13 protein-coding genes are annotated in these 15810 nt (G+C 43.4%); 5 read left to right on the top strand and 8 right to left on the bottom strand.

Annotated elements, in window-relative coordinates:
- The 3 genes from F6K38_RS24510 to F6K38_RS24500 form a co-directional block, all read left to right on the top strand.
- Positions 1 to 595: PstA family ABC transporter permease (locus F6K38_RS24510; protein ID WP_287357733.1), on the top strand; the 595-nt coding region annotated here is incomplete at its 5' end.
- Entirely contained in the window at positions 589 to 1389 is an 801-nt protein-coding gene (gene pstB / locus F6K38_RS24505) for a phosphate ABC transporter ATP-binding protein PstB (protein WP_008177738.1), read from the top strand. The genes F6K38_RS24510 and pstB, both read left to right, overlap by 7 nt.
- 160 nt (positions 1390 to 1549) lie before the next feature.
- The gene (locus F6K38_RS24500; protein WP_287357730.1) at positions 1550 to 2566 is read left to right on the top strand and encodes a pyridoxal-dependent decarboxylase; all 1017 of its coding nucleotides are present in this window, start codon (positions 1550 to 1552) and stop codon (positions 2564 to 2566) included.
- Between the two features lie 660 nt (positions 2567 to 3226).
- On the opposite strand, the gene F6K38_RS24495 is transcribed toward F6K38_RS24500, so the two are convergent.
- From F6K38_RS24495 to F6K38_RS24480, 4 genes are all read right to left on the bottom strand, one after another.
- A complete protein-coding gene (locus tag F6K38_RS24495; protein WP_008177746.1) occupies positions 3227 to 5602 on the bottom strand; it encodes a PhoX family protein in 2376 nt (791 codons plus the stop codon).
- A 549-nt stretch (positions 5603 to 6151) separates the two neighbouring features.
- Positions 6152 to 6607 carry a hypothetical protein gene (locus tag F6K38_RS24490; RefSeq protein ID WP_008177747.1) on the bottom strand — a complete coding sequence of 152 codons (456 nt, stop codon included), beginning with the start codon at positions 6605 to 6607 and terminating at the stop codon, positions 6152 to 6154.
- Positions 6608 to 6793: 186 nt separating this feature from the next.
- The gene (locus F6K38_RS24485) at positions 6794 to 6940 is read right to left on the bottom strand and encodes a hypothetical protein (RefSeq protein WP_154659632.1); all 147 of its coding nucleotides are present in this window, start codon (positions 6938 to 6940) and stop codon (positions 6794 to 6796) included.
- A 259-nt stretch (positions 6941 to 7199) separates the two neighbouring features.
- Positions 7200 to 7877: a TraB/TrbI/VirB10 family type IV secretion system protein gene (locus tag F6K38_RS24480; protein WP_008177749.1), complete on the bottom strand. Its 678-nt coding sequence runs from the start codon at positions 7875 to 7877 to the stop codon at positions 7200 to 7202.
- 325 nt (positions 7878 to 8202) lie between these two features.
- On the opposite strand from F6K38_RS24480, the gene F6K38_RS24475 reads away from it, so the two are divergent.
- Together F6K38_RS24475 and F6K38_RS24470 are read left to right on the top strand one after the other, a co-directional pair.
- Complete coding sequence (locus F6K38_RS24475; RefSeq protein WP_008177751.1) at positions 8203 to 9396, top strand: AI-2E family transporter; 1194 nt, start codon at positions 8203 to 8205, stop codon at positions 9394 to 9396.
- A 516-nt stretch (positions 9397 to 9912) separates the two neighbouring features.
- Complete coding sequence (locus F6K38_RS24470) at positions 9913 to 11112, top strand: homocysteine biosynthesis protein (RefSeq protein WP_008177754.1); 1200 nt, start codon at positions 9913 to 9915, stop codon at positions 11110 to 11112.
- Positions 11113 to 11209: 97 nt separating this feature from the next.
- On the opposite strand, the gene F6K38_RS24465 is transcribed toward F6K38_RS24470, so the two are convergent.
- The 4 genes from F6K38_RS24465 to F6K38_RS24450 form a co-directional block, all read right to left on the bottom strand.
- Complete coding sequence (locus tag F6K38_RS24465) at positions 11210 to 11983, bottom strand: cysteine dioxygenase family protein (protein WP_287357727.1); 774 nt, start codon at positions 11981 to 11983, stop codon at positions 11210 to 11212.
- A 537-nt stretch (positions 11984 to 12520) separates the two neighbouring features.
- The gene (locus tag F6K38_RS24460; RefSeq protein ID WP_287357724.1) at positions 12521 to 13081 is read right to left on the bottom strand and encodes a GNAT family N-acetyltransferase; all 561 of its coding nucleotides are present in this window, start codon (positions 13079 to 13081) and stop codon (positions 12521 to 12523) included.
- A gap of 71 nt (positions 13082 to 13152) precedes the next feature.
- Complete coding sequence (locus F6K38_RS24455; protein ID WP_287357721.1) at positions 13153 to 14190, bottom strand: ATP-grasp domain-containing protein; 1038 nt, start codon at positions 14188 to 14190, stop codon at positions 13153 to 13155.
- Positions 14191 to 14488: 298 nt separating this feature from the next.
- Positions 14489 to 15469, bottom strand: coding sequence for a DMT family transporter (locus F6K38_RS24450; protein WP_071106028.1), 981 nt, complete (start codon positions 15467 to 15469; stop codon positions 14489 to 14491).
- Positions 15470 to 15810 lie beyond the last annotated feature (341 nt).

The following is a 15810-nucleotide window of genomic DNA, read 5'->3' as shown; positions in this document are numbered from 1 at the left end:
TCCCTCCATTGTCTATGGTTTATTAGCCTTGGGCTTATTCGTCTATGAGTTAAATTTAGGTCGAAGCATTCTCTCAGCAGGTTTGACCTTAGCGTTGTTAATTCTGCCAGTGGTGATTGTCACCACAAGAGAGGCACTGCGGGCAATTCCTAATCATCTCCGGGAGGCTGCTTATGCCCTGGGAGCCAGTAAGTGGCAAATGATTTGGGATCATGTTTTGCCCTATTCCTTTGGTAGTATTCTTACAGGCGTAATCATTGGTTTATCTCGGGCAATTGGAGAAACTGCTCCTGTGGTTACCATTGGTGCTCTAGTATTTATTCGCTTTTTGCCAGATTCTCCATTAAACAGCGCATTTCCTTATATTCCCTTTCAGGGTGAATTTCCCTATCTAAACTTACAGCAGCTATTTGCATGGGTTCAAGCTGAATTCACAGTTATGCCGATTCAGATGTTTACCTGGGTATCTAGACCTGAACGGGCATTTGAGGCAAATGCTGCTGCAGCCGGTACAGTCTTGATTGCTATGACCCTGGCTATGAATGGTATTGCTATTTATCTACGCTATCGCTTCCGTAAAGGTCTAAAATGGTAGAGAAACTATCTGATAAATTATCCGACTCAACCATTAGTAACGCCAAAGCTGAGGTGGATAACCTCAGTTTTTACTATGGTTCATTTAAAGCTCTCAAAAGTATTAGTTTAGTGGTGCCAGAAAAACAAGTAACCGCCCTAATTGGACCATCAGGGTGTGGCAAAACCACTTTACTGCGATGCTTCAATCGTATGCATGACCTTTATCCTGGTAATCGCTACGAAGGAGCAATCTGGCTCGACTCCGATGTCAACATTTTAGGTAAGAAAATTGACCCGATAGAAGTGCGGATGCGGATTAGCATGGTATTCCAAAAGCCTAATCCTTTTCCTAAATCAATTTATGATAATGTTGCCTATGGGTTGCGAGTGCGCGGTGAAAATAGGCGTCGTGTGATTGAAGACAAAATGGAGAAAGCCTTGCGGGGAGCGGCTTTGTGGGATGAAGTAAAAGACCGCCTCTATGACTCAGCCTATAACCTATCTGGAGGTCAACAACAACGTCTTTGTATTGCCCGGGCTTTAGTGGCTGACCCAGAGATTATTTTATTCGATGAACCCACCTCTGCCCTTGACCCTATTGCTACTTCCAGCATTGAAGAATTAATCGCTGAGCTGAAGAAACAGGTCACAATTTTGATTGTGACTCACAGCATGCAACAGGCAGCAAGGATATCGGATTATACCGCGTTTATGTACTTAGGGGCAATGATGGAGTTTGGGGAGACTAGGCAAATCTTTGAACGACCCGCGAACTCACAGACAGAAGCTTATATTAGCGGACGCATTGGCTAGAACCTCAGCAGAAGCTGGTAAGGGGATATGCGATCGCATCTCGTAAACCCTTGCCAAAAATCCTGCTTCCTTAAAAAATTGCTATAATTTTGGCGTTGCTGAATTAAGGAATGAATGCGCGATCATCTGGTTTTATTAAAGCCCCCTAAATCCCCCAATTATGGGGGACTTTGAGAGTTTTGTTCCCCCCAAAATTGGGGGGCTAGGGGGGCGAAACCATACCCAGAATCAGCAACGCCATAATTTTTTGTTGATGCCCAGTTTGAGGTCAACCTTGAAAACTGTTGCTGTCTTTTTTGAGGAAGCAGGCACCTTTGCCTACCCATTTACTAAAAAAAAGTACATACGACACATTGCCCAACTTGGTGAAGCAATAGAAGCCTGTGGTGCCAATTTTCGTGTTGTTCGTCACCAATCTTCTTATCTAGGGTCAGGACAATTTTCCCAGAGTTGGGAATTACGAGATGGAGAAGTGATAGAAACCGGTCCTATCAAAGCTGATGTCATTTTCGATAAAGGATTGTTTAGCTCTGATGGAACTATCCCAGTTCTTAACTGTCAGGAAATTAACGAAATTTGCACCAACAAATATAAAACCTTTCAGCTGTTCAGTGACTATTCTCCCCAAACCTATCTTGTTAACAGCCAAGAAGAGTTTTTTGATGCACTAGATGATATACCAGGACAGTATTTGGAGGCTTGTTCTAGTCAAGGTACTCACTATATCTTCCACGATGATGAAGATAGTTCCTATAATCTCGGAGCTATGTCCTTGCAGTGTGGGCGGAAAGTAGATGCCCTTAAGCTGTGGCTAGCCTGGAAATACTACGGCAAAAGTGGTTATGAAGCACGGGTTGACCGCTTGTTTGAACTCGCTAGCTACGCGGCGGATTATATTCGCAGTTGTGAGAAATTACAATTGATAGTTCAACCAACATTTTTGAATATCTGTTTTCGCTATAATCCCAGAGATAACAGTCTGTCTAATCATGGTTTAGATCAGCTTAATCTGGAAATACGTGATCAATTAATGCGCTCCGGTCAAGCATTAGTCAATTACTCTCACTATCAAGAACAGATTCTAATTCGCTTCATTCTCAGCAACCCAAATATTAACGAAGCTGATCTAGATAGCTTTTTTGCTAACTTTATCAAAATTGGCGATAGTTTATCCTAGCAGTAGTCGTTTTAGGCGATTGAAATGTAAGCATTCAGCCGTCAGCTGTCAGCCGTTGGCCTTGGCCTTTGGGCCACCCTACGCGAATGGCCACGCTACTTGAGGTGCCTAATGCTTAAAATAAACATCAAAAAATAAACATCAAACGGGAGAATTGAATAGTTCGAGATTTTACAACATTGAAAGTCTGGGGATTTGCCCATCTAAGCATATGTCCTAGGCGCAAGCTACTCGAACAGCAGTCAGCCATTGGACTTTGGCCTTTGGCCAAGCCTGCCCATAAGCTGATAGCTGATACGCGACACGCTGAATGCTTACATAAAAACAAAAAAAAGCTGACGAATCTATAAACGAACGCCAGCATCTAAATTGTAAAGGTGTAAAAATCAGGTAGAGAATGGGAAAGATAAAATGTCTTATCTCATTCTGCTGTCTTGTCTAAACAAACATAGTCGTAAGCATTCAGCCGTCAGCTATCAGTTATCAGCTATCAGCTAACAACCTACGCCCACGCTACTTGAAGTGCTCAAGGTCTGAGGCCATGCTAAGCGAATAGTTTATGCCCATAGCTTAGGCTACTCATGGTGCTTGTGAATAAAATAAGCTGACGGCTGACGGCTGATAGCTGAATGCTTACCATTAGTCTAAACCAACATTAGTCTAAACAAGCCTTTCACCAGACTTGCGACGAATACCAACTACAGAAGGACGGGGTGGTCCAGAGGGATTGCCATCACCACCATCAGCCTTAGGTAAGCTACTAGGCCAGTTACTACCAAGAGGTACAGTCCGGCTCTGAGTAAACAGACTTCCATCCAAGTTCAGGATTTCAATATCTCGTTGCAGAGGCGGCTGACCTGCACCAATGGGTACACTTTCCCCAGGATGCTGTACTGCAACAATTAGAGTATCACCAATAAAGGTTGGACCAGTTATCTCGCAACGCACTGGACCATAAGCAAAGGGGATGACTTCCCCAGCATTAGGCCCACTAGTGGGAACATAGAACACCCAGTTGTTACCATAAACCCCAACCAAAGAACTAGTAGCACCAGTGTCGGTGTGGTCAATGGTGCGTTCTGTTGGCTCAGCACCAGTTCTAAAACCGTTGTGCTGACTAGTAGACATATCGGTGACACCCCAGATATTACCTTTAGTATCGAAGGCTAAGTTATCTACATTAGCAAAACCAGCACCATCGTCTGCTCCAGCTTCTCCAGATTCCACGAATCGAGTCCAGCGGAAGCTAGTACCTGTACCATCAGCGCTGTTTTCAATAATCTTGTAAATCCCACCAGAAGGCTGCTTAGCATCAACATCAGCGTTGAGTTTAGCAGTTTGGAAGATCCGGGAATCTGGATAGCCATCTCCACCAGCAATATGGTCGGTATAGGCAATGAATACCGCTTTAGTCCGGGGATGGACTTCTAGATCCTCAGGGCGGGATGAGGGAGTACCACCAACTAGATTAGCTGCCAGGAAAGAATCAACGACAATAGCACCTTGGCTAGTGTAGAAATCTGCCAGGGTTTTCTTCTTATAACCAGGGAGGGCAGTTGCTTCATTAGTGAGATCTACCACCAACGAGCCACCATCCTCAGTAGCACCAGCAATACCAGCACGCTTTGGTAAGCGCACCCGACCATCTCGTTGTGCCTCACCTAAAGCAGCTAGCTCAACAGAAGCCAGTTCAGAGGGAGCATTGGGATTGGTGGGAGTACTCAAGACCAATGGTATCCACTCACCTGTGCCATTGGAATTGAATTTAGCAACGTAGAGAGTACCTTCTTCAAATAACTTACTGTTATCTTTATCACTGAGGCCCCGCAGTTTGCCCTTACTAACATACTTCCAGGTGTGACCACCCCGGCGGTCATCTCCCATGTAAGCAACTAACTTATTACCAGCCTCAGTACGGAAAGTAATATTTTCGTGACGGAAGCGTCCCAACGCAGTGTGCTTCTTAGCACGAACACTAGGGTTAACTGGATCAATCTCTACCATCCAGCCATACTTTTCACCGACCAGACCGAATACAGACCCAGTGGTACCTTCGGTGTAGCCAGTCTGAGTGCCATTAGGTAGCACAGCTTCAGTAACACCATTGAAGAATCTGGCACTACCCTGGAAATTTTCTTCAGTAGTCAAAATGGTACCCCAAGGGGTAGTTCCACCGGAACAGTTGTAAGCAGTACCGATAATCTTGTTCCCTAAGCCATCGGAACTCAGAGAAAACACTTCAGTTGCTGCTGGTCCTGTTCCCACCAGGTAGTTTTGATCCCCTTGCTGATGGCTTCTGGAGCCCCAAGAGGTAACACTCTTAAACTCATCACTCCGCTGAGCATTGATTCCTAAACCAGAAAGACCGTGAATGCGACGGTTCTTGGAGTCATCCTTAACAACTTGGTAACGTTCACCGGAACCATTGCGACGGATGCGAACAATAGAACCTCCTTGGTTGTAGAAAAATTCTCCAAGCAGTTCTATATCATTCACATTAGACGGTAGAGGATAGCCAATCACCGTCTCAAAGCTAGTGGGGAATCCAGCTAAGCTGCTGGAAGTACCGGGAGCTAGGTCAGAAAATGGAAAAGAAACGTATTCGTGATTGACCCAGAGATAGCCATCATTAGAGCTTCTACCTACAGGAACAAAGCCAGTGTAGTCGTTGTTATAGCCAAAATAATCGTCTGGATTAGGGAAAACGCGATCGCCCCATTTGACAATTACATACCGTTCGTACTCCGGCGGTACTACTACATCATCAATGACCGTGTAGGTAGCCAGACTGATGTCAGAACTTGGTTCAAGCAGTTGGCTTTGATTAATGCCAGTGGGTAAGGCACTTTTTTTAGTTTGATAAATCGGCAAGGGATGGGGTAAACGCACCGGGGTAATACCCATAGTACTGGTAGCTGCATTGGCAACACTATAGTCACCACCTAACAGTTTTTGGCCTATCTGAGGAGCCAACACAGTAGCTGCAGTACTCGCCCCAAAGAAAACTAGCAGTTTTCTGCGAGTTAGCTTAGACATTCTAGTATCTCTTTATCTCTCTACAAGAATCAGCGGAATCACAAAGTTTGAGCACCATTACCACCAGAGCTAGCTGAAAAACAATCGTCAAAAGGCTATAACAAATTCAGCCCTGTTGCTAATAATTTTATAGCTATGCTGCAGTAGAAAACCAGTCCAAGCGTGAGAACACCCCTGTTTGAAAGCATAAGTAGTGAGCCAAGGTTATTAAACCCTGATATTTGTCTACTTTTTGATACCCTGGTGTCGCTCATATGGCTAGCATTGATTACTAAAAAAAATTGCGTTGGTAAACGCTTGTACTAGTTTTTAGCTACTGATTAGATATATCTTTTTAAGGTTAAGAGCGGTTAACTGGATGGTTAAGCATGTCTTAACTTTATAGTGTTTTTTCGTTGATATTAAGATTTACCATACCTTAACTATTTATTAGTTAAGTCTTAACCTGTGAAACTAAATTGTGAAAATAATTACCTAAAAAGGATTAACACTGCTACAGTTAAGGTTAACCGTTGCCAAGTTTTTATTTAAACTAGTTAATTCAACTAGTTAATCATCTCGAAAACCTGGATCATCCTCCAATGAAGCTTCAAGTAATACTGAAGATTTAGGTGGATTTGAAGGAGCTGGAGATGAATCAGAAGCTCTGAACCCCAATAGCATTTCAGAATTGCTAAAATAACTCGCCCATCGCTGGATTATGGGGAATTGTTTCCACTGAGAGCGAGAAACTGTTGCAATCATTAAAGGGACTACTTGACCATTGCGTTCACCTAAAATCATCATAGAAATGCTGGTAATATCAGGATTTCCGGTAAATTCCTGATTTAGTTTAGTTTGAGCCAAATTCTCTGTCTGCTGAATTAGGCGTTCAAATGATTGACTGCTATCAGAGTTAAGGATGACGTGGTATTCCTTAATTTCAGCTGAGGCTGTTGGAATCTGTGTAACTAAACTACTGAATACCAAAATAGTACTCCAGAGAAGGCGGCGATAAAGATCCATCAGCTTAGCTATCCTGACGACCTGGTGACTAACTAGTTAATAGTAATAGATAATAATAGATGAATATTAAGGTGACAGTAACTTTTGGTTAAGAATGAATTATCAAGTAAGCAGTCAGCAGTCAGCAGTCAGCAGTCAGCTGTTGGGCATAGGCTGATAGCTGATACGCGACACGCTGATAGCACCTCAAGTAGCACTATCTTTAGCGCATAGGCTAATAGCTGATATAGCACTACGCGCTACTGTTAGGACATTGTCTTGATGCAGTCGCTCATGGGGGAAACCCCCAAGACCGTAATGGTGCGTTTTCCGTTGGCGAATTAAATTCGCCACGGGTCGCACCTCTGCATCGCTCCTAAACTCCGAAACTTAGTCATAGCTTACTTTTGACTTCTGACTTCTAACTTCTTACTTGCGCGTAGCGCTATAAGTGAATGCTTACATTATCAAGGATGTTCGCCCTTAGCAATTCGGTGTAGGGTAAGATTAACGATTAAGGATCTTCGCCTGATAGCTTTACCGTCGGGTAGGATGAATTATTAATTATCAAGTCAAGGATGAAGGGTGAAGGGTTCATCCTTCATCCTTCAGATTAGCGATTGTCAATGTTAAGGACTAAATCAGACTTCAAGGTTACATCTAAATCTGTGTCAGGGTCGATGACAACTACTTCTACGTCTTCCTGACCTCCTGCAAGGAGAAGTTCTGTAACCAAACCGAGTCCAGCACCAGCTAAAACTTCCCAAAACTCAAGCTTACCAAAGATTTCAGAAAGTACAGCCCCGGCAGCTGCACCAATAGCAGCACCTTTGAGCAAATCCGGATCAGTGTTTTTGGTAATAGTTTCAGTTTTGGTGACAACCTCGGAGGTGGCATCAATAGATAAGGATTGATCACTATCCCTGAGAATCAACTCTTCGGCGACAAACTGAGAACCTCTGTTAACTGGACGCACTTCACCTTCAATCTCACTACCGGCTGGAATTAGGAGGGTTCCTGAAAAGGAGACTACATCTCTAGCTACTATCACCGTTATCGGTAGAGTTTCATTACGAGTGACAATGATTCTCTTGGCGTCGTCGGATTCAACTGGTATCAAAGTCCCAGCAGGAATGATGACTTGGGTAAATTGAGCCAACTGTGGCTCGATGTAGAATCTAGACTGGGCAGTAGCTTGAGTAGCCATCAACATTGGTAACGCCACAGTTGAAGTGATCCCCAATGCTGTGAGTAGAGCGATTCTGGACTGCCAACGATGGGAAATAAACATTAAATATATCTTCCTTGAGGATGAGTATAAGCGATTAATTAGACTCAAAAGAGCATAGTTATGTTTCCCGAGGGGCAGGATACCCTACCTAAACCCGGTCACCCTCCCTTTCAAGCTGCTTGTCACCCCATCACCCCATCACCCCCATCTTCTGCTCCCGGAGCGTTCGCGTAGCGTAGCCCTTCGGGCTAATCGCATCCTGTCTCTTTTAAAACCTAAAATTTGAAAACCTAAAATCTGTAGAATTGAGGTAAGATCAGGTTTTTGAGCCCCATACAACTAAAATTAGGTCTGGGACTGCATAGAGCCACTGCGAGGTTTTACCATGAGTCTAGGCACATGGATTGGTCTACTTGCCTTTATCCTTTCGTTATACATCCTGTGGCAAATCCGTAAAGTACTGCTGCTGATATTTACTGCTGTGGTACTTGCCAATGCCTTAAATATCTTGGTGGAAAAATTCCGCCGGGTTGGCATCAAACGGCTTTTTGCTGTGCTGCTGTCAATTCTTCTGATGGTTGCTCTAACCGTAGGGTTTTACTGGCTAATTGTGCCACCCTTTGCCGACCAAGTCCTAGAGTTAACTGATCAAGTTCCTAGGGGTATAGAAAAATTAGGTCAGTGGTTGGAGGTGTTGTCAGCGCGTCTTCCCCCAGATCTGATTACTTTCCCCGAGCTCCAAATAGATCAGCTAATTCAACAGCTACAACCGTTACTTAATCAGTTATTGGGTGGTGGATTCTCCATTGCCTTTAACTCTTTGGCTGTAGTAGCCCAAGTTTTGCTGGTATTAGTTTTGACCATAATGCTACTGGCTGACCCCAACGCTTATCGTCAAAGCTTTATACGACTTTTCCCGTCTTTCTATCGCCGTCGAGTTGATGAAATTTTGACTCTATGTGATCACTCTTTACGGGGGTGGTTAGTAGGCATTCTCGTTAACATTGCTGCCATTTCTGGCTTAAGTTTTGTGGGTTTGGTCATCCTACAAGTTAAACTGGCACTGGCACAGGCGGCTTTGGCAGGTATCTTGACATTTATCCCCAATATTGGCCCTGGATTGAGTGTAGTCCCACCGATTGCGATCGCTCTACTAGATGCACCCTGGAAAGCGATCGCTGTTTTAATTCTCTACATTATTATTCAGCAGGTGGAAAGTAATTTGCTAACTCCCCTGGTCATGAAGCAACAGGTATCCCTGCTACCAGCAGTAACCCTTTTGGCTCAGGTATTTTTCGCGACATTCTTTGGTTTTTTAGGTTTACTGTTAGCTTTACCATTAACAGTAGTTGGTCAGGTTTGGCTCAAAGAAGTTTTAATTAAAGATATCCTCGATCAATGGAAAACTAGTCCGATATCCATCAGACATACCCAGACCCCTTCAGAAATCGTTGCGATCGCATCACCAGATCCTGATTTAGCCAGCCCGACTACATCACAGGATTCCCAGGATAGCACTGAATCGGACAATCACCCCAAATCCGACAAATCAGATCAAATCGAGAAGGAGGAAGAGTAAACCTTCATAAGCCTTCAACCGTTACAACGCGAGCTATGGATTTTAACAACTTAAGCATTCAGCCGTCAGCCGTCAGCCGTCAGCCGTCAGCCGTCAGCCGTCAGCCGTCAGCCGTGGGCAAAAGGTCCACGCTACTTGAGGTGCTGACGTAACTCAGCATTATTCCAATGCTTACCTGTTGTATTCAAAAGCACCTCAAGTAGCGTGCGCATTAGCTGATAGCTGATAGCTGATATAGCGGTTTTTAGCCTCATGAGGTACACATAATTTTTTACCTTTTCCCTCTTCTGACTTTACTGCTCCCTACTCCCTGCTCCCTGCTCCCTAAAACCCAAAAACTTGTACCTTACTAGCTTAAAAAGCGCTATAGCTGATAGCTGATAGCTGATAGCTGATAGCTGATAGCTGAATACTTACTTAACAACTGCCTATGATCACCCTCGGCTGACGGAGGTAAGCTAAGATACCACTGACAAGTGATATTTTGGAAAACCCTTCTCCTCATTCCCAATCCCTATGCGAACCATTGCTCAAATTAATGACAAAATCGAGGGTAACTGTGCCGTAGTGTGGACAGTGGAAGAATTAAAAGCACGGGTGGCAGACATCGGTGTGACTCAGGCGGCGAAAGAAGTAGACATCATTACTACCGGTACCTTTGAGCAGATGGAGTCTTCCGGAGCAATCATGAATTTGGGACATACTGACCCACCCGTGAAAATACGGAAATGTTGGTTAGATGGGGTTCCAGCTTACACTGGCTTCGGAGCAGTGGATTTGTTTTTGGGAGCAACTCAAGTTGTTGACTACCCAGATAACCGTGAGATTCCAGATATGGAAGAACATAGGCAAAGGGGTGGTGGTCATGTCATTGAAGACCTGATTGCTGGGAAACCGGTCAACCTGCAAGCCCTTGGACAGGTGACAGATTGTTATCCTAGAAGCTCCTTTGAGACCACGATCACTAAGGATAGGATTAATCAGTTTTACTTATTCAATCCCCGCAATCTGTATCAAAACTTCATTGTAGGGGTGAATGGAGGCGATCGCCCCTTGTATACTTATCTGGGTTTGCTGCAGCCCAAACTCTCCAATGCGGTTTACTCTAACCCAGGAGCAATCTCACCCCTAATCAATGATCCGGAACTGAAGCTAGTGGGTATTGGCACACGGATTTTTATGGGTGGAGGTATTGGCTATATTGCTTGGGAAGGGACCCAACACTTCCCACTGCAAAAACGCCTTCCCAATCAGACACCCATAGGACCAGCAGCAACTCTAGCTTTAATTGGAGATGCCAAGCAAATGAACCCCAAATGGGTGCGGGGTTGTTACTTTAAAAATTATGGCCCCTCTCTGATGCTGGGTGTGGGCGTACCAATGCCAGTACTGAATGAAGAAGTAGTGCAACGTTGTGCTGTACAAGATCAAGACATTGTTGCACCAGTGGTAGATTTTGCCATTCCTAGACGGGTGCGTCCAACCTTTGGGTTAGTCAGCTACGCTCAGCTGAAGTCTGGTCGGATCACTATTGATGGTAAATTAGTACGTGTAGCTCCTCTTGCTAGTATTTTCCTCTCCCGGCAAGTTGCTATGGAATTAAAGCAATGGATTGAGAGTGGCAAATTTACCCTAACTGAACCAGTAGCACCAATTCCAATGGACCGCTCATTTCTACCTCAAGACCTATGGGGTTCACAAATTAGTTTGGATTGATTGATTTAGTCATTGGTCATTTTAAAATTAAAAACTGAAAATTGAAAAGTAATACTTAGCAAGTAATAATTAGCAATTACCAATTAGCAATTACCAATTACCAATTATATTTAGTTGACTTGAGCTGTGACATTTGCTCATCTAACATCGCTAATTTTGAGCGGAGTAGAGGATTGTCCTCTACTGCAAGGATTCGACAAATGCGATCGCGCATTTTTTCGTGGTGTCTGAGCGTGGTATCAGTGTCTGCTTGTAAGCCGTAGTGCCGTTCTTTAATTTGTGTCTCTGGCAAGCAGAAGAACACCCCTCCATCAGTTCGTTGAATGCTGCCTTCAAGCAGGTCAAAGATTCGTGCGTTGCTAGTGATGGAGCCCTTGGAGTTTTCGGTCCCGTATACATGAAGGCTAAAAAAGCAGGATTCTCCGGGGTTCCCCATCTGGTGAATCATATCGTCAGCTACCGCCTTTACCTCTCCTGACCTAAAGTCCAGCCGCTTCAGGGTTTGCAGCACTCCATCTGTCAAGGTATACACGTAGTGTTCCGCCTCCCCAAAGCACTGTACTGCTCCCCATTGGGCTGCGCCATGGTCATGAATCGTGCTGTAGTCTCCTGGAGCCCAAGACATCACCATAATTTCAAAGGAATTGCACTCGTAAAGTAGCTTTCGACCGTAGCTGTCGGTGATGGGATGATCAAAGTCAGCCCATCCCATCAAGTCTTCCGGTGAGATGCGTGCATCCAAAATGCACTGACGAGCAATTTTCGGTACCAATACCGACTGACTTTGGATATTACTAATTAAGCGCTGGATATTCTTGGGAAGACTTTGGTCGGATACAGAAGTCTTCATGCCAGTAATAATCTGAATCATTTTTGCATCCTCTAATTTTTTAAAAAACTTGGTTGTTCGTCACTTGAAAATGGAGACTTAAAAATTTAAAATTGTAAATCCACAAAATGCGATTAACCATCCTAGAATGGATTAACCGAACTTGATACTATTACTAGGTCAGGCAATGGTGTTAGGATAATAGTGTTAGAGTTTACTATTCAAAGCCTAATCCCTAATACTTAATCCCTCATCCCTAGATTTACCTAACTAATAATTCCTCACTGGTTGACTTGACTGCATAAACCTTAAAGCTCTAGGCTGAGATAACGCTGATAAATTCCTCACTATCCTCTGAAAAAGATTGAGAACTATCTCAGCTTATTTTTATTCAGGACACATGATGATTATTCCTCATATCATCAAAGATTTATTCAAGCTATAGCAAGCCCAATGGAAACGTGAAAGAAATCCCTCCCCATCTTCAAGCTCCTTCCCATCTTCCCATCCGTTACATCCGCTCGAACTATCCGTTGTCCCCTCTTCCCATCTTCAAAACTCCGACACAGAGTTTTATACTTAAGGACGGTAAGGTAGGATATGGGATAAAACAAGCTGCATAATAACCATGTCGTGCCAGCGTCCCTTGAAAAATCCAATTTCTTTTTGAACACCTACAACCTCAAATCCAAATCGCTTGTGAAATTCAATACTCCCTTGATTGCAGGCCAAAATTTTAGCAACGACATGGTGATAGCAAAACTCCTCAACTTTCTTGAGCAATGCTGTTTGTAAAATACTGCCGTAACCCTTACCGGTTTCCGCTAAAGAAAAATAAATCGAAATCTCGCAGCAAACACGGTAGCCTAAGCGAGGGCTATAGCGCTTGATGACACCCCACCCGATAACACAGCTTTCTCGTTCTGCAACCAGTATGGTTTCGCGATCGCCAAACTTATTCGCGAGTACTTCCATGTCCTCAGCGGTATAAAATTGGCAATCCATCGTACTGTTGCCTGCAACGATAGACTCGTTATAGATAGATGCAATTGCTTGGAAATCAGTCTCTTTATATTGCCTTACCAGAATGTTGGGATGCTCTGATAAATCTGCACAGAAATTCTCTTGTTTAGTTGACATTTTTCTGCACTTATTTTGTTGCCCGTAATTATTTGCTCTCTCTCAATTATAATTTAGAGAACTAAACACTCCTAATCCTCAACCAAAGATAACGATAGGTTTTTTCTCGGCTTTCGATAAAACTCAATCATCCAGCTAAACAATCGCTCCATTATCGATTGGTTGGTTAACAGTTCTAATCTAGCAAAGCCACCAATATTTCCTCCATTGATTTCGCTAATGCACCAGTTACCCTCATCATTCATCAAAAAGTCATATCCCAAGGTATGTATACCCCGACAGCGATAGTGTTCAAAGGTGGCGTCAATTGCTTCTTTTTCTTCAGAGCTGATATCTGATAAAAAACATTCTCCATCTACGCTGACATTATGCACCCAATGACCACTTTTCGAACGGCGGATATAGGCACCGTAAATTTCACCATCTACCACAACAATCCGCTTGTCTCCCACATCAACTCCCTCCAAGTATTTCACAAATTGTAGTGGTTTACCTGTGGAACCTTTCAGATAATTCATCACCTCGGAAAAGTGACTAAACTCCCTGGTAGCTGCCAAGGGATTATCCACTAAGAAATGACCGTTGTGATACCAAATTTTAAAAACTCCTCTACCACCACAACTATTATATCGCTTAGCAACAATAACTTGGTGCTTTTCAAAAAAAGCCAATCCTTCCATCCAGCTACCGGTTACTATCATGTCTGGTGTAAATTTACTGGCTACTTTGAGGAAGAATTCTTGCTGAATTTGCTCATGAATTCCAGTAGGACTGTTAACAAATTTTACAAACGGTTCCCACAATCGTAGTCTATCTAGATATCCTTCAGGAAAAGGCTTTAAGGTGCGACAAAATACCAAGTCAAACTCCTCTAGCGATCGCCAATCCCGGACTTGTGAATCTAATTCAAGAAAGGTAGTGTAAGGTAGTATTCCCTTCACCGGAGCTACCTGAATCAATTCAGTATTTGCTCCTTGGGTGAAGACGCCCTCAGTAGGGATATGGAATAATTCAAATCGTTCGTCAAGGGCTAGCCGTTGGTAAAAGATGGGTATGTCCAGTAACGGACTAGAGTATCGAGAAGGATTGCAAATGGAAAGTAATTTCATCTTAGCTTAATTCTTATATTACTTCTGACATTGCTTCTGACATTAATTAAATTACAAGCTAATTAAACTCTACCGATTACTAACTCTTTTCTACTCCTTTTATAGCAATTATTATACTTATGAGGTACAGAAAATTATTTTTTACCACTCACCCCTCCCCACGCCCAGGCTCCTGACTCCCGACTCCCTCGGTGCGCTTGACCCGTAATTAAATTCGCCACGGGTCGCACCGCTCCCGACTCCCGACTCCCTAAAATCCAGAACGAAAGTACTTCAAAGAAGTTATAACTGCTATCTACTACATAGAGGCAGAACTTTCTCCTCTAGCTGCAATTTCTTTTATCGGTTGGGGCTGTTGTTTACTAAAGTTAGTGATCGACACTCCAATCATGATCACAATAAATGCTATTACTTGCATCAGTGAAGGGCGTTCTCCATTGAGAATTAGCGCATAAACTATCCCAAATACGGGGGATAATACAGTCCACTTACCCACCGTCTTGGAGTCTAACTTTTCTAGGGCAGCGTACCAGAGAAATTGGGTAATCACGATGATAATTAGCGCATAGATACCCATCACCATCCAAAGCTGACCTGAAAAGACATCTCCAAAATGAGACGGACCAAATAAATAACTAGCGATCGCGAAAAATATTACAGCTGATATAAAGTTACGGCTGAAGACAATTACCGATAAACTCTTGTTTTTAGAAAGGGTCAACTTGCCGATAATCGAAGTAACTGCATACAAAAACGTTGAGGCCAGGATTAAAAGGTCACCCTGATTAATTTGATAATTACTGCTTTTAAAAACAATAGCAACAACACCAACGCCAATCATAGAAAAGCCAATCCATTCCCATTTCAGAATACGCTTGCCAAAGAAAAGTGCTCCTGCCAGAGCATAGAGTACCGGACCAAATCGCCCCAATAAGACCGCATTGGTGACAGTAGTGTGTTGTAGTCCCAGGAAAATCAGTGCAGACAGTAAGGCGGCTAAACAACCATTAATAAACAATCCCAGAAGCAGCTTTACATTCAACTTTCGGAGTTCATTTAGAATAGGAATTGCTCCAAAAAAAGCCACCACTGCTAAAGACGCACAGAGATTGCCAACAAACAGAACGTTACAAAACGATATTGGTGTTTCCTTCCCGCCACTGAGCATACTAGCGTTGGCAATTAGGAAAGCAATCACCGAGGGTCGCAATGCTGCCAGGGCTCGGGAGACAACTAGCAGCAATTTGGGGTTAAGGTTATTGATACTATTGGCAATCATTTCCGTTATTGAGGAAGAGTGGTGTATCCTTTCCTAGTAAAGCATTAGTCAAGTAATCATAGGAATGGGTAAATTAATGACGATAGAACACCTAAAAGGGGGGGGCAAGGATACCTAAATCTATTCTTTTCTGTTAATACATATTTAAGATAATTTGTCAAATCCTAGAGAAGTGTGGCATAAGGGAGGAGTGTAGGTAATTCCGTTACCCATCGATTGCCCATCATCCCCAGCTTTACTGAGTCACCAGTTCATAACTTTCTGGGTCAGCTTTGAGAACAAACATATCCCCATATTGAACTACTTCCCCAGTGATGCGGATAGGGTCAGCTACCTTATCC

Source organism: Moorena sp. SIO3B2, assembly GCF_010692525.1.
GTDB lineage: Bacteria > Cyanobacteriota > Cyanobacteriia > Cyanobacteriales > Coleofasciculaceae > Moorena > Moorena producens.
Note: the sequence above shows the minus strand (reverse complement) of the source record. Positions and strands in the feature narration are given on the sequence as shown.